This window comes from Acinetobacter sp. ESBL14, from assembly GCF_036668815.1.
Taxonomy (GTDB): domain Bacteria; phylum Pseudomonadota; class Gammaproteobacteria; order Pseudomonadales; family Moraxellaceae; genus Acinetobacter; species Acinetobacter gyllenbergii.
Window position 1 is genome coordinate 38733 of record NZ_JAZEVS010000010.1, and the last position, 21414, is coordinate 60146.

17 protein-coding genes are annotated in these 21414 nt (G+C 42.3%); 11 read left to right on the forward strand and 6 right to left on the reverse strand.

The genetic code is table 11. The features are described 5' to 3' along the window. Positions 1–109: 109 nt before the first annotated feature. Together leuS and V6E90_RS20770 are read right to left on the reverse strand one after the other, a co-directional pair. The gene (gene leuS / locus V6E90_RS20765) at positions 110–2749 is read right to left on the reverse strand and encodes a leucine--tRNA ligase (protein ID WP_332606345.1); all 2640 of its coding nucleotides are present in this window, start codon (positions 2747–2749) and stop codon (positions 110–112) included. Positions 2750–2893: 144 nt separating this feature from the next. After that, complete coding sequence (locus tag V6E90_RS20770; RefSeq protein ID WP_262758545.1) at positions 2894–3241, reverse strand: DUF4124 domain-containing protein; 348 nt, start codon at positions 3239–3241, stop codon at positions 2894–2896. A gap of 509 nt (positions 3242–3750) precedes the next feature. On the opposite strand from V6E90_RS20770, the gene V6E90_RS20775 reads away from it, so the two are divergent. From V6E90_RS20775 to V6E90_RS20790, 4 genes are all read left to right on the forward strand, one after another. Then, positions 3751–5475 (forward strand): acetolactate synthase 3 large subunit, encoded by a 1725-nt coding sequence (locus tag V6E90_RS20775; RefSeq protein ID WP_023270831.1) that lies wholly within the window; start codon positions 3751–3753, stop codon positions 5473–5475. Further along, positions 5475–5966, forward strand: a complete 492-nt coding sequence (gene ilvN, locus V6E90_RS20780) for an acetolactate synthase small subunit (protein WP_004655854.1) — start codon at positions 5475–5477, stop codon at positions 5964–5966. The genes V6E90_RS20775 and ilvN overlap by 1 nt, the downstream gene beginning before the upstream one ends. Before the next feature lie 127 nt (positions 5967–6093). Next, on the forward strand, positions 6094–7110 hold the full coding sequence (gene ilvC / locus V6E90_RS20785) for a ketol-acid reductoisomerase (RefSeq protein WP_004655853.1): 1017 nt from the start codon (positions 6094–6096) through the stop codon (positions 7108–7110). Between the two features lie 797 nt (positions 7111–7907). Next, positions 7908–9971: a putative bifunctional diguanylate cyclase/phosphodiesterase gene (locus V6E90_RS20790; RefSeq protein ID WP_332606346.1), complete on the forward strand. Its 2064-nt coding sequence runs from the start codon at positions 7908–7910 to the stop codon at positions 9969–9971. Between the two features lie 68 nt (positions 9972–10039). On the opposite strand, the gene V6E90_RS20795 is transcribed toward V6E90_RS20790, so the two are convergent. Next, positions 10040–11185, reverse strand: a complete 1146-nt coding sequence (locus V6E90_RS20795) for an alpha/beta fold hydrolase (protein ID WP_332606347.1) — start codon at positions 11183–11185, stop codon at positions 10040–10042. A gap of 220 nt (positions 11186–11405) precedes the next feature. Between V6E90_RS20795 and V6E90_RS20800 the strand changes: the two genes are divergently transcribed. Together V6E90_RS20800 and V6E90_RS20805 are read left to right on the forward strand one after the other, a co-directional pair. Next, positions 11406–11780 (forward strand): hypothetical protein, encoded by a 375-nt coding sequence (locus V6E90_RS20800; RefSeq protein ID WP_016543100.1) that lies wholly within the window; start codon positions 11406–11408, stop codon positions 11778–11780. Further along, positions 11777–11974, forward strand: coding sequence for a helix-turn-helix transcriptional regulator (locus tag V6E90_RS20805; RefSeq protein WP_016543101.1), 198 nt, complete (start codon positions 11777–11779; stop codon positions 11972–11974). The genes V6E90_RS20800 and V6E90_RS20805 overlap by 4 nt, the downstream gene beginning before the upstream one ends. 18 nt (positions 11975–11992) lie before the next feature. On the opposite strand, the gene V6E90_RS20810 is transcribed toward V6E90_RS20805, so the two are convergent. Together V6E90_RS20810 and V6E90_RS20815 are read right to left on the reverse strand one after the other, a co-directional pair. Continuing rightward, positions 11993–12424: a GNAT family N-acetyltransferase gene (locus V6E90_RS20810; protein ID WP_332606348.1), complete on the reverse strand. Its 432-nt coding sequence runs from the start codon at positions 12422–12424 to the stop codon at positions 11993–11995. 101 nt (positions 12425–12525) lie between these two features. Then, positions 12526–12759, reverse strand: coding sequence for a hypothetical protein (locus tag V6E90_RS20815; protein WP_016543103.1), 234 nt, complete (start codon positions 12757–12759; stop codon positions 12526–12528). A gap of 238 nt (positions 12760–12997) precedes the next feature. Between V6E90_RS20815 and V6E90_RS20820 the strand changes: the two genes are divergently transcribed. The 4 genes from V6E90_RS20820 to arsB all read left to right on the forward strand — a co-directional run bounded on the left by V6E90_RS20820 (position 12998) and on the right by arsB (position 15231). Further along, positions 12998–13228, forward strand: a complete 231-nt coding sequence (locus V6E90_RS20820) for a hypothetical protein (RefSeq protein ID WP_023270826.1) — start codon at positions 12998–13000, stop codon at positions 13226–13228. A gap of 168 nt (positions 13229–13396) precedes the next feature. Then, positions 13397–13822 carry an arsenate reductase (glutaredoxin) gene (gene arsC / locus V6E90_RS20825; RefSeq protein ID WP_332606349.1) on the forward strand — a complete coding sequence of 142 codons (426 nt, stop codon included), beginning with the start codon at positions 13397–13399 and terminating at the stop codon, positions 13820–13822. Positions 13823–13863: 41 nt separating this feature from the next. Then, on the forward strand, positions 13864–14184 hold the full coding sequence (locus V6E90_RS20830) for a metalloregulator ArsR/SmtB family transcription factor (RefSeq protein WP_016543106.1): 321 nt from the start codon (positions 13864–13866) through the stop codon (positions 14182–14184). 6 nt (positions 14185–14190) lie between these two features. Beyond that, positions 14191–15231: an ACR3 family arsenite efflux transporter gene (gene arsB / locus V6E90_RS20835; protein ID WP_332606350.1), complete on the forward strand. Its 1041-nt coding sequence runs from the start codon at positions 14191–14193 to the stop codon at positions 15229–15231. Positions 15232–15570: 339 nt separating this feature from the next. Here arsB and V6E90_RS20840 read toward each other — a convergent pair whose 3' ends face one another. Next, the gene (locus V6E90_RS20840) at positions 15571–16662 is read right to left on the reverse strand and encodes an AraC family transcriptional regulator (protein ID WP_332606351.1); all 1092 of its coding nucleotides are present in this window, start codon (positions 16660–16662) and stop codon (positions 15571–15573) included. A 264-nt stretch (positions 16663–16926) separates the two neighbouring features. Here V6E90_RS20840 and V6E90_RS20845 point away from each other — a divergent pair. Continuing rightward, positions 16927–21414 (forward strand): ESPR-type extended signal peptide-containing protein (locus V6E90_RS20845; RefSeq protein WP_332606352.1); only part of this gene is annotated, 4488 nt, incomplete at its 3' end.

Genomic DNA, 21414 nt, shown 5'->3' on the forward strand with positions numbered 1-21414 from the left:
TAAATTGACCACATTTTAGAATCAAAGCCCGATGAATGACAGCGGGCTTTGATGAGGTTTTGTTTCTACAAATTCCGTCTGCTAGTCGCAGGGGAATTTAAGCAGCACATTAAACCACTAAATTAACAAGTTTATTCGGTACTACAATTTCTTTCTTGGTTGGACCAGTCAAGAATTGTTGCACTTCTGGTAATGCTTTTGCCAAAGCCAATAACTCATCTTTTGAGATATCGACTGCGACGTCTAACTTAGCACGAAGTTTACCATTCACTTGTACAACAATCGTTTGCGTATTACGGGTTAACGCTGACTCATCCACTTGTGGGAATTCGATTGTCGTCAATTCCAAACCAAACTGAGTTAACAACGTTTGACTCAAATGCGGTGCAAATGGGGCAAGTAGCGTCAATAAGGTGGTGATTGCTTCACGTGCAACAGCAACATCATTGTCATCTTTTGCTTCAAACTTGTTGCTGGCATTGAGCAATTCCATCAATGCCGCAATTGCCGTATTGAACGCATGACGACGTTCGATGTCATCACCCACTTTTTGAATGGTTTCGTGGGTTTTACGACGTAAATCTTGTGCATCTTTCGATAAGTTTGCAGTATCAATTGCCGTTGCTGGGTTGCCTTTTTCCAAGAAGCCAGCAGCCAAACGCCATACACGTTTCAAGAAGCGGTTAGCCCCTTCAACACCGGCATCAGACCATTCGAGTGATTGATCTGGTGGCGCAGCGAACATCATGAAGACACGAGCCGTATCTGCGCCGTATTGATCAATAATTGCTTGCGGATCAATGCCGTTGTTTTTCGACTTCGACATTTTTTCTTGTCCGCCGATTACAACTTCTTGGCCATCGCCTGAATATTTCGCCGAAAGAATACGACCTTTTTCATCACGTTCTAATTCGATGTCAGCAGGGTTGAACCAAGTTTTCTTGCCGTTTTCTGCTTCACGATAGAAGGTATCTGCCAACACCATGCCTTGGGTGAGCAAGTTAGTGAAAGGTTCATTACCTTGTACCACGCCTTCATCACGCATCAATTTATGGAAGAAACGTGCATAAAGTAAGTGCAAGATGGCATGTTCAACACCACCGATATATTGGTTCACAGGAAGCCAGCTTTGCGCCGCTTCAGGTTTCACCATACCGCCAGTAAAGTCTGGAGATGCGTAACGTGCATAGTACCAAGAGGATTCTACAAAGGTATCCAAGGTGTCAGTTTCACGACGCGCATCGCCGCCACAGCTTGGGCATTTGGTTTCATAGAATTCAGGCATCTTGTTCAATGGGTTACCAGAACCATCTGGAACCACATCGGTTGGTAAAACGACAGGTAATTGATCTTCTGGAACAGTGACTTGACCACAGCTATTACAGTTGATCATTGGAATTGGGCAACCCCAGTAACGTTGACGAGAAACACCCCAGTCACGTAAACGGAATTGAACCTTAGAATTGGCTAATGCTTGTGGTTCTAATTTTGCAAGGAAAGCATCATAAGCAGCTTGGAATGCTAAACCATTAAACTCGCCTGAATTCACCAGTTTGCCATCTTTAGAACCATACCATTCTTGCCATTCAGCAGCTGAGTATTCAGCATCATCAGCGCCTTTGACATCAATCACTTGTTTGATTGGCAAGTTGAACTTATTGGCAAATTCAAAGTCGCGTTCGTCATGTGCAGGAACGGCCATTACAGCGCCTGAACCGTATGACATTAATACATAGTTAGCAATCCAAACTGGGAGGTCTTCACCTGTTACTGGATGCTTAACAGATAAGCCTGTTGCCATACCTTTCTTTTCAGCCGTGGCTAAATCAGCTTCTGCCACTGAACCCATACGGCATTCTTCAATAAATGCAGCAAGCTCAGGATTGCCTGCTTCTGATTGGAGGGCAGCAGCTTTGAGTGCCATTGGGTGTTCTGCTGCAACGGCAACATAGGTCACACCCATTAAGGTATCCGCACGCGTGGTATACACCGTTAAGCCATCTGCATAAATTTCAGTATTGGCAGAAGGGAAGGTAATCTCCATCCCCGTCGAGCGGCCAATCCAGTTACGCTGCATGGTCAAGACCTGTTGTGGCCAGCCATCTTTTAAAGTATCTAAATCGTCTAATAATTCTTGTGCATAGTCGGTGATGCGGAAGTAGTACATCGGAATATCGCGTTTTTCTACCAATGCACCTGAACGCCAGCCACGACCGTTTTCAACTTGTTCATTGGCAAGCACAGTCTGGTCAACAGGGTCCCAGTTCACGGTTGAAAGCTTACGATAGATCAAGCCTTTCTTATAAAGTTGTACGAATAACCATTGTTCCCAGTGATAGTACTCTGGCGTACAGGTCGCAAATTCGCGATCCCAATCGACAGACAAGCCCAATTTCTTTAATTGGTCACGCATGTACGCAATGTTTTCAAACGTCCATTTTGCAGGTGCAACTTGGTGTGCAATCGCCGCATTTTCAGCCGGTAAACCAAACGCATCCCAACCCATTGGTTGTAATACTGTTTCGCCTTTTAAGCGATGGAAACGGCTGATCACGTCACCAATGGTGTAGTTACGCACATGCCCCATGTGCAGTTTGCCACTTGGGTAGGGGAACATCGACAGGATATAGCGATGTTTGCCCTCTACAGTGTCTGCAACTTTAAAAACTTTGCGATTGTCCCAGTCTTGTTGAACTTGAGGCTCAATGGCACTTGCTTGATATTCGGAGTCAATGTGAGAAGTCGTCATAGGGATATGCGATACAACAAAAAAGTAAAGTTAAGATTGCTGCACAGCATAGCGCAAAATTGTAGGAAATGTCAGTTTTTAGATCGGGATTTTATCTGCAAGGCCGCCGTGTTGAAGATGACCTTGCAGGATCAACTGGCTTGGTTATAGCACAGATGGTGCATTGGCAGATGGCTGGCTTTGCGGTTTCACTGTGTTCGTTGGAGTGGATGGTGCTGTCTGCGGTACTTGCTGTGTTACATTCGGTGTGGCGTCTGGAGTCGCTTGCTGGCCGCGTTGAGTTGTTGGATTGGTGTTTTGATGGCTTGTACCATATGTTGAAACTTTGTCCAAACGCTTTGAGCCTTTTGGTGGTGGCGTAGTGGTGTAATGGGTTGACCCATTGGCATCGACCCATTTGTAATATTGTTGTGCGTAGTTCTGGCTGGAACAGAGTAATAGTGCTGTGGTTGCAACTGTGTACAAGGTTGTTTTTAAATAAGATAAATTCATGTTTGATCTCCCCAAATGAATGCTGTCTATATTCGATCAAAATGCCTAAATAAGCAGTTTACAATGCCTATTTTTCATTAAAAAGAAAATAGTTTTTTGATAAATGGGTGTTTTGATAAGACCAAATAATTCCGTGAAATGTGTCTAAAAAAACAACAGCTAAAAAATATTCGTTAAAATCCTTTTCTTTGTTCTTGACATTGCTTATGAAAGAAACAAGAATGCTTTCTCAAGTTTTATATGTGTTTATTTGATCACCCTTCGAATAAATGTCATGGCTTGCAATGGACATTCTTTCTAGCCGAGAGAATGATTTTTTGAAATATGCTTATCCCAGCACATTTTGATTCGAGATGTCATCAAGTTTATACGGCTGATGAGTCTCAGAAAATTTTTCCTATTGCAGCAAAAACGAGTAGAATACGCACACTTATAAAAAGTGCAAAAGTTAATGAATGAACACAATTTATGTCTCCCATAAATTGTGCAAAATACTAGGGTGAATCACGTTGGAACTTTTATCTGGTGGTGAAATGCTCGTTCGTGCGCTTGCGGACGAAGGCGTAGAGCATGTTTTTGGGTATCCAGGCGGCGCTGTATTACATATTTATGATGCGCTATTTCAACAAGACAAAATCAACCATTACCTCGTTCGTCATGAGCAAGCTGCCGGTCATATGGCAGACGCATACTCACGCGTAACAGGTAAGACAGGTGTGGTACTGGTCACTTCTGGACCGGGCGCAACCAATACCGTCACTCCAATCGCAACAGCCTACATGGACTCAATCCCAATGGTGATTCTGTCTGGTCAGGTTGCAAGCCATCTGATTGGAGAAGATGCATTCCAAGAAACAGATATGGTTGGTATTTCTCGTCCAATCGTAAAACATAGTTTCCAAGTGCGTCACGCTAGCGAAATTCCTGCAATTATTAAGAAAGCATTCTATATTGCTGCGTCTGGCCGTCCAGGTCCAGTTGTGGTTGATATTCCAAAAGATGCGACCAATCCTGCGGAAAAGTTTGCCTACGAATATCCTGAAAAAGTGAAGATGCGTTCATATCAGCCGCCTTCACGTGGTCACTCAGGTCAAATTCGCAAAGCGATTGATGAGTTGATTACGGCTAAACGCCCAATGATCTATACTGGTGGTGGTGTGGTTCAAGGCAATGCGTCTGGCTTATTGACTGAGCTTGCACATTTATTGGGTTACCCAGTTACGAATACTTTAATGGGCTTAGGTGCTTTCCCTGGTGATGATCCACAATTCGTGGGCATGTTGGGGATGCATGGTACTTATGAAGCCAACATGGCGATGCATAATGCAGATGTGATTTTGGCCATTGGTGCACGTTTTGATGACCGTGTAACCAACAACCCTGCAAAATTCTGTACCAATGCAAAAGTCATTCATATTGATGTTGATCCAGCAACGATTTCGAAGACGATTATGGCGCACATCCCAATCGTGGGTGCAGTAGAGCCAGTACTTCAAGAAATGTTGGCACAACTCAAACAAATGAATGTATCTAAGCCAAATCCTGAAGCAATTGCGGCATGGTGGTCTCAGATCAATGAATGGCGCAAAGTACACGGCTTACGTTATGAAGCAGGTCAAAATGGTGTAATGAAACCTCAGCAAGTGGTTGAGGCATTAGATCGTGCGACCAATGGTGAAGCCATCATTACTTCAGACGTGGGTCAGCATCAGATGTTTGGTGCAAACTACTACAAATACAAACGTCCACGTCAATGGATCAACTCTGGTGGCCTAGGCACCATGGGTGTTGGTTTACCGTATGCAATGGCTGCAAAGCTTGCATTCCCAGACCAGCAAGTGGTTTGTATTACTGGTGAAGCATCGATTCAGATGTGTATCCAAGAATTATCGACCTGCAAGCAATATGGCTTGAATGTAAAAATTCTCTGCTTAAACAACCAAGCCTTGGGCATGGTGAAGCAGTGGCAAGATATGAATTACGAAGGACGTCATTCAAGTTCCTATGTAGATTCATTACCTGACTTTGCCAAGTTAATGGAAGCCTATGGTCATGTCGGTATTCAGATTAACCATGCTGACGAGCTCGATTCTAAATTAGCTGAAGCGATGGCAATTAATGATAAATGTGTATTCATTAATGTCATGGTTGATCGTACAGAACATGTTTATCCAATGTTGATTGCAGGCCAGTCCATGAAGGATATGTGGTTAGGTAAAGGGGAGCGTACATAATGAGACATATTATTTCTGTACTCGTTGAAAACGAAGCTGGTGCGCTTTCTCGTCTTGTTGGCTTGTTCAGCCAACGTGGCTACAACATTGAAACACTGAATGTTGCGCCAACAGAAGACGAAACCCTATCGCGTTTAACCTTAACGACTTATGGCGATGATCATAAAATTGAGCAGATCACCAAGCAACTGAATAAATTGGTTGAAGTGGTAAAAGTGGTTGATCTCTCAGAAGGTTCACATATTGAACGTGAATTGATGCTCATCAAAGTGAAAGCATTGGGTGCAGCACGTGCGGAAATCAAACGTACAGCTGATATCTTCCGTGCGCAAATCGTTGATGTGACACCGACAACCTATACGATTCAGATCGCGGGTACCACTGAAAAGATTGATGGTTTTATTGATGCACTCGCAGAAAATACCATTCTTGAAGTTGTACGCTCTGGTGTATCAGGCATTGCGCGTGGCGAAAAAGTTTTAACAATTTAAAAAATCTCCCCCAACCCCTCTTTGAAAAAGAGGGGGGATCACCCAGAACGGTAATCATGGGGGAGCCTACAAAAGATCTGTCCTTGCAGAACAAGGGAAATGACAAAAATTTTAGCGGAGAAAACAGATGCAAATTTTTTACGATAAAGACTGTGACTTATCAATCATCCAAGGCAAGAAAGTTGCAATCATTGGTTATGGTTCACAAGGCCATGCGCATGCACTTAACTTGAAAGATTCTGGCGTAGACGTAACTGTTGGTTTACGTGCTGGTTCTACTTCTTGGAAAAAAGCTGAAAACTCAGGTCTTAAAGTTTCTGAAGTTCCAGCTGCGGTTGCTCAAGCTGACTTAGTCATGATCTTGACGCCAGATGAGTTCCAATCTCAACTTTATCGTGACGTGATTGAACCAAACATCAAAGAAGGCGCAACTTTAGCATTTGCTCATGGTTTCTCTATTCTTTATAACCAAGTTGTTCCACGTAAAGACTTAGACGTAATCATGGTTGCACCGAAAGCACCTGGTCACACAGTACGTTCTGAATATCAACGTGGTTCAGGTGTTCCTGACTTAATCGCGATCCACCAAGATGCTTCTGGTAATGCACGTAACGTTGCACTTTCTTATGCTTCAGGCGTAGGTGGTGGTCGTACAGGTATCATCGAAACTTCTTTCCGTGAAGAAACTGAAACTGACTTATTCGGTGAGCAAGCAGTTCTTTGTGGTGGTGCAGTTGAATTGGTTAAAATGGGCTTCGAAACTTTGGTTGAAGCGGGTTATGCACCTGAAATGGCTTACTTCGAATGCTTGCATGAACTTAAGTTAATCGTTGACTTGATGTTCGAAGGCGGTATCGCGGACATGAACTATTCAGTATCTAACAACGCTGAATATGGCGAATATGTGACTGGTACTGAAGTAATCAACGAACAGTCTCGTGAAGCAATGCGTAATGCGTTGAAACGCATCCAGTCTGGTGAATATGCGAAGATGTTTATCCAAGAAGGTGCGTTGAACTACCCATCAATGACTGCACGTCGTCGTCAAAATGCTGCACACGGCATTGAAGTAACTGGTAACAAGTTACGTGCGATGATGCCTTGGATTCAAGCAAACAAGATTGTTGATAAAGAGAAGAACTAAGGTTACGTGCCTTGCACAAAAATGGGAAGCGTTGCTTCCCATTTTTGTTCATACCTTGGATTCAAGCAAACAAAATCGTAGACAAAGAAAAGAACTAATTTTTTCTAAGTCAAATAAAGACCCTTGTTTATTCAAGGGTTTTTTTATGGAAAATCCTAATGTTACGTACGTTAGCGAAGCATAGCTTCACTCTTACGCAGGGGGAAAGCGACGCTTCTCATGCTTTTCTATTTCCCTGCTCCTTGCGTAGGAGGCCCTACTCAGGATTCAAGCGAACAAAATCGTAGATAAAGAGAAGAACTAATTTTTCCTCTGAGTTAAACAAAAAATCTTGTCGAAGATAAACAAGGTTTTTTTATGGGCTGTGATAACAGAGTTATAACAATATAGATGAATAAATCAGCTTATATTGTTTATGTTTTAATCATATTGCTGAGGATGAGCAGTTCGGATTCAAGCTAAAAAAGTGTTGCATGCTTTGGGGTGTCTGCACGACTAAAAATAAACACATTGTAATGACTTAAAAATTAAAATGATTTAGCAAAAATAAATGAGTCTTTTGGTCAAAAAAATGAAATAAAAAAACAAGATTTTTCATTGGTTTGAAATGATTATGTGCTTTTATTCTATTGATTTATAAAGTGAAAAAGACTTGACCTTATGCTAGATGATGTTATTGTTAAGGAAAGTTTATGAATACACTATTCATGACTTCTTTGGGTGTGAAACGTCGTTCGGATTTCGAGCATTTTGCTCATCATATAAAAAAAAGTACTGAATAATCATGGAAGTCCTTTATGGTTCACGTTGATTACGATAGCACATTGGTCATCGTTTCCATTTTGGTTGCAGTCGTGACATGTTACGTTGCAGTATCGATGGAAGAACTCGTCTTTAAGGGTGCTTATAAAAAGTTTGAAAAAAGCATTTTGATTGCGAGCGGGCTAATCTTAGGCTTAGCCATATGGTCAATGCACTTTGTGGGAATGCTGGCTAGCCATTTGCCAGAAGGCTATCATTTTGATGTTAATTTAACCATACTCTCTTATTTAATTGGTGCTGCGGCTTCGGTATTTGCCGTTTGGCTCACTTCAAGGCGGACTTTACCGATCCCTCGTTTAATCCTTGGTGCGGTATTCATGGGCTTGGGAATATCAGGGATGCACTATACGGGGATGGCAGCGCTGATGGTAGAACATCATGCCATGCATTATGATCCGCTTTTGGTTCTATGCTCTGTCCTCATTGCCATTAGCGGTTCTGGTCTGAGTTTCTTCTTTATTTTTAAATATAAAACTGCAGTGACCTATCGAACTTTATTGAAAGTTGTGGTCGCTGTGTTAATGGCCTTAAGTATTGTTGGGATGCATTACACGGGTATGGCGGCAACTTATTTCGATGAAAGTTTGGCGCAAATACTCACTTCAGAACAGACGGAACAAAGTGTCTTGCTGTTTACCATTATCTTTATTACCAGTCTGGTTCTGGTGGCTGGTTTTGCCGTTGCCGTGCTTGAAGCCCGGCTCGAAGAGAGAAACGAACAACTTACCTTAATCAATAAAGAACTGGCGACCCAATCTTTACATGATGCATTGACCAAGCTCCCAAATCGTTTGTATCTGACCGAACATGCAGAAGTGGTGTTTAATCATCATCGTTTAAATGGGCAAAAAGCGGCATTTCTGTATATTGATTTAGATCGTTTTAAATCAGTGAATGATGCTTTTGGCCATCATATTGGCGATCAGCTCCTAATCCAAATGGCAAACCGTTTATACAATAAGCTGGATTCGAGTCATAAGTTATTTCGGATTGGCGGCGATGAGTTTGTCTTAATTTCTGAAGATACCGATATTAATGAAGCGATGCAGCTTTCAGAAGATATTTTGCATTACATTCAGGAAACTTATCTGATTGCGGCAAAGGATATTAATATTTCTGCCAGTGTCGGGATTGCCATGTATCCTGAGCATGGTTGTAATGTACAAGACCTGTTGATTAATGCCGATGTTGCGATGCTGATCTCCAAAGATCAAGGCCGTAACACCTATACCATGTTCCATTCCATGTCCGATCAGCAAGATGTACGCAGTCAGTCCAAACTGATTAATGACTTGTATAAGGCCGTTGATGAGCAACAGTTTGTCTTGTTCTACCAACCCAAATTTACTTCGAATTATGAGGTCTGCGGGGTGGAAGCACTGATTCGATGGAAGCATCCAACCCTAGGACTACTGACCCCGCAAATGTTTATTGAAGGGGCAGAAAAAACCGGTTTGATTATTCCGATGGGATATTGGGCACTGGAACAAGCCTGCCAACAAATCCAGAAGTGGGAACGAAGTAAGAGTCCGTTTTATCCAATTGCTGTTAATCTTTCTGCACTACAATTTGAAAATAAAAAGCTGTTTAGTGTCCTTGAACAATTATTAGAACAATACCAAATCCAACCCCATCACCTCATTCTTGAAATTACTGAATCTACGGCCATGCATCATATTGATTCCAGTATTCGTACTTTGGAGCGCCTGCGTAAGCTCGGCATTCGCATTGCCATTGATGACTTTGGCACGGGCTATTCAAGCTTCTTATATTTAAAAGACTTGCCTGTAGATGAACTTAAAATTGACCGTGGTTTTCTGATTGACCTCAAACCGAATTCTAAAGAAGAGGCAATTCTGGAAAGCATTATCCATTTGGCCGCAAAACTGGGTTTGGTCGTAACAGCAGAAGGCGTCGAAACACAGCAACAAGCAGACATCCTAACCAGTTTAGGTTGCAACCAGTTACAGGGCTATTTATTGGGTACGCCTGTCAATGTGGAAGGTTTGGTATTGCATCGTTATCAACATTTTGCATGATCAAGCTGCATGGGAATTAAAAAAGGCTGCCTAGATGGCAGCCTTTTATTTGTGTAGATGAGTGACATTTATTCAGAACGTGGCGCTAACCACTGCGTTACCACAGGCCAGACCAGTTCTGGTGCTTGGCTGCCTGAGACCAGCCCCATATGTCCGCCGGGAACAATTTCAAATTGCTTGTCGCTACTGCTGATTAAATCCATCAGTGGACGTACTGCTTCCGCAGTTACAATAATGTCGCTACTGCCGCCAATTGCCAGGACTGAACAATCAATATCTTTTAGATTTGCACTTTGCTCACCAAATTGAACCGAACCCGTCGATAACTCATTATCAATCCAGAAGCGCAGAATAATATCGCGCATCACACCGCCCGGATAGGCCAGCATATTGTCGACAAAGGAGCTTGAGGTGGCGTGGTTAATCACAAATTGGCGATCATTCAGGTTTTTTAACAGATCCCAATAGTTTTTAAAGTTTCCGATCGGATCGGTGAGTTTAAATCCCAGCGTATTTTGCCAGCCATGAATATGGAACACTCGGCTCGGCACTTGATGAATACGGAACTTGGTATTACTCCGAATCCATTGCGCAGGTACGGTAAGACGCTGATAAAACTTACCCATATAACCTGATTTATGCGTGTTGATAGGTGAAGCCAAGATCATCAGATTCTGGATGTTTTTATCTTTGAATAGAGCGGTATAACACAGAGATAAAGCGCCGCCTAGACTCCAGCCAAACAGTGAAAGTTGTTGCTGACCGCTATGCACACGAATCTTTTCGATAAAGTCGGGCATAAACGTTTTCACGTAAGTACCAAGATTATATTTGGCTTGGCGTAGACTCGGGGTACCCCAGTCAATCAGATACACATCAAAACCTTGGGCCAGAAAATAACGCACGAGGCTGCGATTTGGAAATAAATCATAGATCAGCATATTGGCAGCCAGAGGGGGCACAATCACCAAGGGAATCCGATGCTGGGTTGTGTTCTCCGTTGCCGCTGTATAGTGACGTAGGCTGATAATTTCACGTTGATACACAATATCAAAAGGTGTGCTTCCAGAAAGCGCAAGTTGATGCCCACGTAAAATGCGATCAGTCGCATTCGAGAAGATATGGCGTGCCTGACGTCCGCTACGGCTATTCAGCAATTTTTTCGCAGTTTGCGAGTTAAGAAGACGACGTTTAACTTTTGGCAATTGAGTCATGTGAACCTAACGCTCGAAGCTTGCTATTCAATAGCCGCATATTAGAAGAAAAAATAAATTTGCTCAGTGACTCATTTACTGAACTTATCTTTCAAAATGATCAATTCGGTGAGAAGTGAACATCTACTAGAGTTGAAATAATGAAAAACATGTAAAGCATGCTTTACATTGTGTTGTGTGTTAAATATACTGATGTAAAGCTTACTTTACATGGTGTGGTATGAATTATTCTCGGAATTTGTTGCAGCTGCTGATCGCGATTGCAATCTATGTGGTGGTTTTGATCGGCTCATTAAAAGTTTTAAATTTTATTGATCTACAATGGCTTAAAATTGTTGTTTCATTAACGCCAATGTTGCCAGCATTGCTGATTGCATTTGTGATTATTCAACAATTCAAAGGTTTTGATGAACTGCAACAGAAGATACAATTACAGGCGCTTGGTATAAGCTTTGTAGGTACATCTTTGATTACGTTTAGTTATGGCTTTCTGGAAAATGTGGGCTTTCCAAAACTGACCATGTTTATCATTTGGCCGATGATGGCGATGCTTTGGTCAATTGCGACCGCCGTAGGAACTTGGAAATATCGATGAAAAATAATGTACCCCAGTTGAGAAAAGACAAAGGCTGGTCTCAAAGCGACTTGGGGGATTATGTCAGTGTCTCGCGGCAAACCATTAATGCCATTGAAAAGGAGCGCTATGATCCGAGTCTAACGCTTGCCTTTAAAATTGCTCATGCATTTGGACTGAGCATTGAACACGTGTTTCTCTATGAGGAAGAATAAGTCTGTCAGCATTGCTGCTTAGGGCGTTATTTGTAGATGTAAAAGTGGATAGGGATTGCCCTGACCATCGAGTTCTGAACGACTTATCGTCTGAAATCCCATTTTTTGATAAAACTGAACAGCTTGTAGATTTTGCTCATTCACATCAACTTTATAGATCTGAAGTTGTTTGACTGCAAAATCGAGCAAGGCTTTGCCAATTCCTAATCTTCGATATTCTGGCAGAATAAACAGCATTTCAATATTGTCGTTACTACAGCCTAAAAAGCCGACAATTTTATGTTCAATCACATATTTATACAGTGCAACATGATGAAAATATTCATTCAGGATCAGTGGCTTGAGCTCAGTAATCATGGCTTCAGGTAAAAAGTCATGCGTCGCTCTAACTGATTTTTCCCAGATGTCTAATAAGTTTGTGTGGTCTTGCTGGGTCGCTTTTATAATCATAAATTCACTTCTGTCACGGCAGCTTGCGGTCTCTATTTTTAACTATTCTATACACGATTTCTAGCTTGAGGGGGCGAAAATGAAGATTGTATTCACTGCCATTATTCAAGTTCTAACTGATCATCATCCTTGGTCAGTTTGATTTTTAGTTTTTTGTATTTACGTTTATTGGGATCGAGTGCGGAATTTAACACTTCGTTAGAAAAGTGTTGGTCTTGCATGAGGGTGGTATAGGTTTTATACCCGAGAATAATTCGTGTCGGTTGATAGCCATTCCGTGTCACATAATAATGAATCATTTGATTTAATTCAGTTAACAGACAGGTACTGCTCATGATTCAATATCACATTTAAGAGACCTATACAGCATAGTCTATAAAAGAAAACTTATCTAGCTGATGTTCATTGATTTTTTCAGAATTCTAAAGCTGTCATAAAAACGTCATCTAAAAACATTATCGTGATTTATATAATAAAAACTGAATAATCATAAAACGTTTCAACACGCATCCGAATAAATTTAAATCATGGTAAATGAAGGGGAAGGGCTTAGAAAAACGAGGAGCGATTTATATGCATGAAAAAGAGCTGACCTGGCGAAACAACAAACCACTAAGCCATCGTTTGAATGTCTTACTTTCGGCATATCAGACATTTTTAGTGAGCAAGGGCCTAGTAAACAGTGAATTTAGTCGTCTGATCTTTGTTGAAAACTACACCCAAACACTAAAATTCAAAATTTATGATGACGACTTAAAGAAACAGCTCATTGATGAATTGGAACGCTTTAGCGCTTTTCAATAATTCAACATCCATCCTCGATTTAAAAAATAGTCCAGATTTAGTCTCTATATCTTAATGATTTTTATGAGGTATTTTAATAGGTAGGTTTTGTTTTTAATATATGGAATTGCATATATGTGGATATTCGTATATAAATAAATTATTCTCTTTCTTAAAAGATCAAGTGCAATGGACGACATCACGATTTACCACAATCCTGCGTGTGGAACTTCACGCAATACGCTGGCCTTAATTCGGAACACTGGGGTTGAGCCAACCGTGATTGAATACCTGACTCATCCGCCAACAAGGAATGAGCTGATTGGTTTGATTCGGGATGCACAATTAACGGTCAGAGAAGCAATCCGCCAGAATGTCGAGCCTTATCGTAACTTGTCACTTGATCGAGACGATTGGAGCGATGCTCAACTGATCGAGTTTATGCTTGAATATCCTATTCTTATTAATCGTCCCTTCGTGGTCACGACTTTGGGTACACGTTTATGTCGACCTTCGGAACTGGTACTCGACATTTTACCTTTCCCTCAAAAAGGCGCATTTCGCAAAGAAGATGGCGAGCAAGTGATTGATGAACACGGTCAGCGAATTCAGTAAATCTTAAGCCCGTAAATTGAAGATTTAAATAGGAAACTGAAATGGAAGCTGTCGCTTTTTTTAAGTGTTTATCTGATGAAACCCGACTCAATATCGTAATGTTGGTTGCCCAGCATCAAGAGTTATGTGTATGTGATCTGACTGAAAAATTACAATTGAGTCAACCGAAAATTTCGCGTCATCTGGCTTTATTACGTGCATCAGGTTTGTTGCAAGATCGCCGTCAGGGGCAATGGGTCTATTACCGTATCAATCCTCAACTTCCCGCATGGGGGCATGAGGTTCTGTCGGTTTTAGATACGCAAGCGGTGACCTTATTTCCAAGTTTGCAAAGCTTGGTATCAAAAAGTTGCTGTGATTAAAATGCCATGAAAACCCTTTCCTTTTTAGATCGTAACCTGACGCTCTGGATTTTTATCGCCATGGCTTTAGGTGTTGCGATAGGTGTGTTTATCCCGCAAGCCTCGGTCAGCTTGAACCAAATGAGTGTCGATTCAGTCAATATTCCAATTGCGCTGGGTTTGATTTTGATGATGTATCCACCCTTAGCCAAAGTGGATTACGCCACACTGCCGCAAGTGTTCAAAGACAAAAAAACCTTAACTTTGTCTTTAGTGCAGAACTGGGTGATTGCGCCTGTGCTGATGTTTGCATTAGCCATTCTTTTTTTGCATAGCTATCCAGAATATATGACTGGACTAATTTTGATTGGTTTGGCCCGTTGTATTGCAATGGTCTTGGTCTGGAACGGTTTGGCTTGTGGTGATAATCAATATGTCGCAGCCTTGGTCGCTTTCAATAGTATTTTCCAGATTCTATTCTTTAGCACCTATGCTTGGTTATTCCTAACATTTTTACCGCCTTACTTTGGGATTGCAGGGCAAGTGATCCATGTTGATTTTTGGACCATTAGCCATGCGGTGTTGATCTATCTCGGTATTCCATTTTTGCTTGGGTTTTTGACCCGTTTAATCTTGGTCCGTGCCAAAGGTTTACAGTGGTATCAGCATGTTTTTTTGCCCAAGATCAGTCCGCTCAGCTTGTTGGCATTGCTGTTTACCATTGTGGCGATGTTTAGCCTGAAAGGTGCTGAGGTTGTGAGCTTGCCTTTGGATGTGCTTCGTATCGCACTTCCATTGACCATATACTTTGTCGTGATGTTCTTCATCAGCTTCTTTATGAGTAAGTGGATGGGCAATGACTATGCGAAAACCACCGCGATTTCATTTACAGCAGCGGGCAATAATTTTGAGTTGGCGTTGGCTGTTGCAATCGCGACCTTTGGTTTGGCTTCACCTGTCGCTTTTACCACGGTGATTGGGCCATTGGTTGAAGTCCCTGTGTTGATTGCGCTTGTCAGTGTGTCTCTGTGGTTAAGAAAGAAATATTTCTATAATAGATTGGATTAGCACTTTATTTAGAAAATTATATTTAAAGTATAAATTGGTAAGGCTAAAAAATAAAAAGCCTCAGTTGTCTAATTCGGGGTATCGACAACTGAGGGTAAACTTGGGGCTATATAAAATAGCTTGTTTTATTTGATAATAAACTCTTTAAATTATTATCAATTTTCACTTATATTAAAAAGCCTCAGTCGCCTAATTCGGGGTATCAACGACTGAGGAGAAACTGAGTCTTTATAATGTATCTGTCTTTTTTTAATAATGGAATGGTTTAGGTGAAAAATGCATATTATGTCTAATTTTTTGGTTAATAATGTTCAGTGTGATGAAATTAAGGGGGAGATGTTATTTATATATTTTTTTAGATTTTTCCATATAATAGCTTTTGATAGAAATCCGTTGTTCACGAATATAATCACTTGGTTTTTTACCTGTCCAGCCAAAAAAAGCCCGAGAAAAAGCACTAATATGGCTATAACCCAGTAAATCAGAGATTTCTTGAATATTACGATTTGAGTCAATCAACTTTTTGGCAAGTTCAAACTTCTTTGATTGTAGTAGTGCAGAAAAAGTTGTGTTGGCAAGTGCTAATTCTCTTTTTAAAGTTCTTTCTGAGAGTTTTAATTTTTCAGCAACATCAGTTAGGCTTGGGAAACCGATACCTGGGGTAAATTTGAGTTGTTGGTTTACTTTTAAAATAATCTTATTGTCTTGATCTTGATAGAAAAGGTATTCTTTATTCACCATTTCCATTGCAAGTTGATAAGCACTATTTGAGCTAAACGTCAGTGGTAGATCCAAACATTTTAGATCAAAGCTAATCTGATTATGCTCTTGATTAAAATGCATCATGGGTAAGCGCTTTTCATAAAATGAATGATAATCTTCTTTATCCCATGTCACATAAATATTGACTCCAGTTAAATTAAAATTAGTGATCATCTGTAAATTACTAATAATGTCAATCAATGCACTTTCTAGGAAAAAACGATTGACTATATTTTTTTTACTTTCATTGAGTTGGGTGGGAAGTTGATACAGTGGGTTGAGCCTTAGAATGATTTTATTATTTTTATTTAGAACGGCTAAATCCATTTTATGAATACGCATACTATAATATTTTTGTAAATCAATAAGGACTTTGCCGATTGAACTATTGGTGATTAATAGAAATCCTAGTGCGCCATGCGCGGTGAGCTTGCAATTTAAACCAAATTGATAACCTACGCCTTTATCTGGAAAAAGTTCCAGTAGGCGAATAATAATCTCTGTCCATTGGTCAAAACTAATGCGTTCTTGTTTGTTATTATCAGTAAGCAAAGATAAAGGGATTTGGCAATAGCGAATGACTTCAGCTTTGGGAATACCAAATGTGGTTGCAGTATCCACAAGTAATTTTAGATAATCATTATGGATGTTAAGTAACTGTTTTTTCATAGCATAGGAATAAAAAAGGTGTCGAATGTCGAGATGACACACTTATACCTGAGCTTTAATATACAGTTGTGATTTATCTTAAAATAGTCCCATTATGTTTATTATTTTTGTTTAATATGTACTTTATTATGCATTCTGGGAATACTTCATCAAAATTACCAAAAATGTGACGCAATTGTTAAATATTAAACTTAATTGTTAATAGCGTGTAGGTTTTGTTTATTTAAATTTGTACGGGTTAGAATCCTCTAAGAAGTACTGATTATGAATAAAATATATCGTTTGGTCTGGAATAAAAGTCTAAATTTATGGACTGTGGTTTCAGAAAATGCACGCGGCGTAACAAAAAAACGAAATGTAGCTGCAAATACATCAATTAAAACAGAGATCACCTCATCTGCTGCAACATATCAACAAGTTCTGCTTAAGCCTAGCTTAATTGCTTTAACTATTAGCTCTGTCTTTTGGAGTGTAGGAGCTTTTGCTGCGGTGAATACGGGAGGTGGAAGCTCAAGTAATGGCTCCAGTATGGCGATTTCACCTGATGGAACACAATGTAATAGTGCTGGGGGAGCAGCTAGTATAACAAATGGTACGACTGGTAATGGTGGGGGGAGTGTTGCGATGGGATGTGGTAATAGCATCTCAGGAACTGACTCAACTTGGCAGCAACGAATTGTTAACCGTCGCGGTGATGGAAATGTTGCCTATGGTGCTGGTGTACCAACAGGAAATGCTGCGGGCGTACTTACGGGGTCGACCGCAGTGGGACGCCAAAATACGATTACGGGACAGGGTGGTGCAACCGTGGTTGGGACAGCAAACGTATCTCGGAGTGGCAGCCAATTTCATAATGTGCTTATGGGGCAAGGTAATAGTACCGTCGGAACAGGGGGGTACAATATCTTAATGGGGATGGGTAACCAAGTGGTCGATGCTGCTAATGCCACGCCTGATGGTACTGGAGTGGGGACCAACAGTATTGCCATTGGGGTTGGCAACCGTGTTACAGGTCAAACAGCGATTGCGTTTGGACGTCAGAGTTATGCCGATGCCGATTATGCGATTGCCCAAGGGAATACTGCGACAGTCAATACTGGTGCAACGGGCGGGATTGCACTCGGATATTCTGCAACAACCAGTGGACAACGTGGTATTGCGATTGGTAGTAGTGACTCCACAACTAGAGATTATGACTTAGCATCATCGCCACATGCTGCGGGTGTTGATTCAATTGCAATGGGAACTCGTTCAAAGGCGACAGGTAATGAAACCATTGCGGTGGGCCGACAAAGTACAGCAACAAATACTCAAGATATTGCAGTTGGTCAAGGTGCAACTGCACAGGGGATTACCGAGAATGGCATAGTTCGAACAGCACTTGCTGTCGGAAAAGGCGCTCGTGCTGCGGGTCGAAATACGCTTGCTCTTGGTGAGGCGAGTGCTGCTACAGGGTCGACTTCATCTGCGATAGGTGCAAGTGCAATTGCGAGTAATACCGCATCTACAGCCATTGGGGCTTTTTCTAAAGCAACTGCTGATTTTGCGACTGCAACTGGTAATTTTGCAGAAGCTTCAGGAGTCGGTGCAACCGTAAATGGTTCAAATGCAAAAGCGAGTGGTGAGACTGCAAGTGCTTTCGGATCATTAGCAAATGCTTCAGGTGTTGAAGCAACTGCTATAGGTGCAGGTGCTCAGGCAAGCAGTGATTTTACTGTGGCATTAGGTGCAGAATCTCAAGCACGAAGTAATGGTGATATCGTGGTCGGTTTTAATGCAGCGACTGCTGCTGGAACAACTGGCGATAATATTGCAATGGGGAATGGCGTAACCACCGGTGCAACTGGCAAAAATGTTGCAATTGGTTCGGATGGGACTACGGCCAATTCAGAAACTGCAGCGGGCGGTGCCGTTGCGATTGGGCGAGATCAGGTGGCAACAGGTGACGGGGCTGTTGCAATCGGTGATCCAAACCGAGCAGCAGGTAGTGGTGCCGTTGCTTTAGGTAAGGACAACACTGCTGCAGGAGATACCGCTGCAAGCACTTTGGCAAGTGGCGCTGTGGCGATTGGTAATACTAACCAGGCCATAGGTCAGGGTTCAGTCGCATTAGGGAATACCTCAACAGCTGCAGCGGCAGGCGCAATTGCTTTGGGTGATACCGCTAATGCGCAAGCAACACGAGGTGTGGCATTGGGTTCTGGTGCAACAGCAACCAATGCGGATGATGTTGCGCTTGGTGCAGGTTCGGTCACTTCAGCAGCCAATCCAACTGCCAATGGAACGGTGGGTGGTATCACTTATGGTTATGCAGGAACAACGCCGAGCAGTGTGGTCAGTGTCGGTAGTGAGGGCAATGAACGTCAAGTGACTAATGTGGCAGCAGGCCGTGTCAGTGAAACAAGTACCGATGCAATTAATGGTTCTCAGCTTTATTCGACGCAACAAGCCTTAGGAAACCTTGCAGAATCAACAGCCAATCATTTGGGTGGTGGTTCAGTTGTGAATCCAGATGGCACAATCTCAGCACCTAGCTATATCGTCAATGAAACACCAATCAATAATGTCGGTGATGCGATTGAAGCGCTGGATCAAGGTTGGAATCTACAAAGCAATGGGGCAGGTGGTGCAGCGATCAAAGCTGGTGATACGGTTGATATTGGTACTGCTGATGGGGAGGAAAATCTAACCGTCACTAAAACGGGTAATGACATTAAATATGCTCTAAATCGAAATCTGAAAGTAGATAGCGTCACTGCAGGTGACACGGTGATTAATACAGATGGTGTGACCATTGCGAATGGTCCAAGTATTACCAAGTCTGGGATTGATGCAGGAGGTAATAAAATTACCAATGTTGGTCCTGGTACAGCAGGTACAGATGCAATCAATAAAGACCAATTAGATGCAGCAACCGCGGCAGGTAAAAGTACAGTCAGCCAAGGTAAAAATATTACAGTCACTGAGACTGTTAACAATGATGGCAGTACTGATTATGAGGTTGCAACCGCAAATGATGTTGACTTTAACAATGTCACAGTAGGCGGTGCAAATGGTGTGAGCATTGATGGAACTACAGGCAAGATCAGTGGTGTGACTGCGGGTGAAGTCAGTGCTACGTCGGATGAGGCGATCAATGGTAGCCAGTTGGCAGGTACAGCCAAAAGCGTATCGGATGCTTTAGGTGGCGGTTCAGTAGTGAATCCAGATGGCACAGTGAGCGCACCAAGCTATACCGTGAATGGTGTAGAAAGCAACAACGTTGGTGCAGCGATTGAAGAGCTGGATAAAGGCTGGAACTTACAAAGCAATGGCGCCAATGCGGGTGCAATCAGGACAGGTGACACGGTTGATATCGGTACAGTTGCGGATGAAGACAATCTCACGGTAACCAAGAATGGCAACACCATCCAATATGGATTAAACCGTGATTTAAATGTCGATAGCGTTCGTGCGGGCGATACCTTAATCAATGACAATGGTGTGACCATTACCAATGGCCCAAGTATTACCAAAGATGGCATCAATGCTGCGGGGAATAAAATTAGCAATGTGGCAGATGGTGCAGCCCCAAGTGATGCCGTAAACAAAGGCCAGTTGGATAAAGCGGCAGCGGCATCGAAAACCGAAGTGACTGAAGGCAAGAACGTCACAGTGACTAAAACTACAGGCGCGAATGGACAAGACATCTATAACGTAGCGACCAAAGATGATGTTGACTTTAATAATGTCACTGTTGGGGATGTCACGATTGATGGAACAACAGGCAAGATCAGTGGTGTGACTGCGGGTGAAGTCAGTGCCACGTCGGATGAAGCGATCAATGGTAGCCAGTTGGCAGGTACAGCCAAGAGCGTATCGGATGCTTTAGGCGGTGGTTCAGTAGTGAATTCAGATGGCACAGTGAGCGCACCAAGCTATACCGTGAATGGTGTAGAAAGCAACAACGTTGGTGCAGCAATTGAAGAGCTGGATAAAGGTTGGAACTTACAAAGCAATGGTGCCAATGCGGGTGCAATCAGGACAGGTGACACGGTTGATATTGGCACCGTTGCGGGTGAAGATAATCTCACGGTAACCAAGAATGGCAACACCATCCAATATGGTCTAAACAAAGACCTGAAAGTAGATAGCGTCACTGCGGGTGACACGGTGATTAACACCGATGGTGTGACCATTACCAATGGCCCAAGTATTACCAAAGATGGCATCAATGCTGCGGGGAATACAATTAGCAATGTGGCAGATGGTGCAGCCCCAAGTGATGCCGTAAACAAAGGCCAGTTGGATAAAGCGGCAGCGGCATCGAAAACTGAAGTGACTGAAGGCAAGAACGTCACAGTGACTAAAACTACAGGCGCGAATGGACAAGACATCTATAACGTAGCGACCAAAGATGATGTTGACTTTAACAATGTCACAGTAGGTGGTGCAAATGGGGTCAGCATTGATGGCACCACAGGCAAGATCAGTGGTGTGACTGCGGGTGAGGTCAGTGCCACGTCGGATGAAGCGATCAATGGTAGCCAGTTGGCAGGTACAGCCAAGAGTGTATCAGATGCTTTAGGTGGTGGTTCAGTAGTGAATCCAGATGGCACAGTGAGCGCACCAAGCTATACCGTGAATGGTGTAGAAAGCAACAACGTTGGTGCAGCGATTGAAGAGCTGGATAAAGGCTGGAACTTACAAAGCAATGGCGCCAATGCGGGTGCAATCAGGACAGGTGACACGGTTGATATCGGTACAGTTGCG

Coding starts and splice junctions, on each gene's coding strand:
- leuS (WP_332606345.1), bottom strand. CDS start 2,749: ATGACGACTTCTCACATTGACTCCGAATATCAAGCAAGTGCCATTGAG.
- V6E90_RS20770 (WP_262758545.1), bottom strand. CDS start 3,241: ATGAATTTATCTTATTTAAAAACAACCTTGTACACAGTTGCAACCACA.
- ilvN (WP_004655854.1), top strand. CDS start 5,475: ATGAGACATATTATTTCTGTACTCGTTGAAAACGAAGCTGGTGCGCTT.
- ilvC (WP_004655853.1), top strand. CDS start 6,094: ATGCAAATTTTTTACGATAAAGACTGTGACTTATCAATCATCCAAGGC.
- V6E90_RS20790 (WP_332606346.1), top strand. CDS start 7,908: ATGGTTCACGTTGATTACGATAGCACATTGGTCATCGTTTCCATTTTG.
- V6E90_RS20795 (WP_332606347.1), bottom strand. CDS start 11,185: ATGACTCAATTGCCAAAAGTTAAACGTCGTCTTCTTAACTCGCAAACT.
- V6E90_RS20800 (WP_016543100.1), top strand. CDS start 11,406: ATGAATTATTCTCGGAATTTGTTGCAGCTGCTGATCGCGATTGCAATC.
- V6E90_RS20805 (WP_016543101.1), top strand. CDS start 11,777: ATGAAAAATAATGTACCCCAGTTGAGAAAAGACAAAGGCTGGTCTCAA.
- V6E90_RS20810 (WP_332606348.1), bottom strand. CDS start 12,424: ATGATTATAAAAGCGACCCAGCAAGACCACACAAACTTATTAGACATC.
- V6E90_RS20815 (WP_016543103.1), bottom strand. CDS start 12,759: ATGAGCAGTACCTGTCTGTTAACTGAATTAAATCAAATGATTCATTAT.
- V6E90_RS20820 (WP_023270826.1), top strand. CDS start 12,998: ATGCATGAAAAAGAGCTGACCTGGCGAAACAACAAACCACTAAGCCAT.
- arsC (WP_332606349.1), top strand. CDS start 13,397: ATGGACGACATCACGATTTACCACAATCCTGCGTGTGGAACTTCACGC.
- V6E90_RS20830 (WP_016543106.1), top strand. CDS start 13,864: ATGGAAGCTGTCGCTTTTTTTAAGTGTTTATCTGATGAAACCCGACTC.
- arsB (WP_332606350.1), top strand. CDS start 14,191: ATGAAAACCCTTTCCTTTTTAGATCGTAACCTGACGCTCTGGATTTTT.
- V6E90_RS20840 (WP_332606351.1), bottom strand. CDS start 16,662: ATGAAAAAACAGTTACTTAACATCCATAATGATTATCTAAAATTACTT.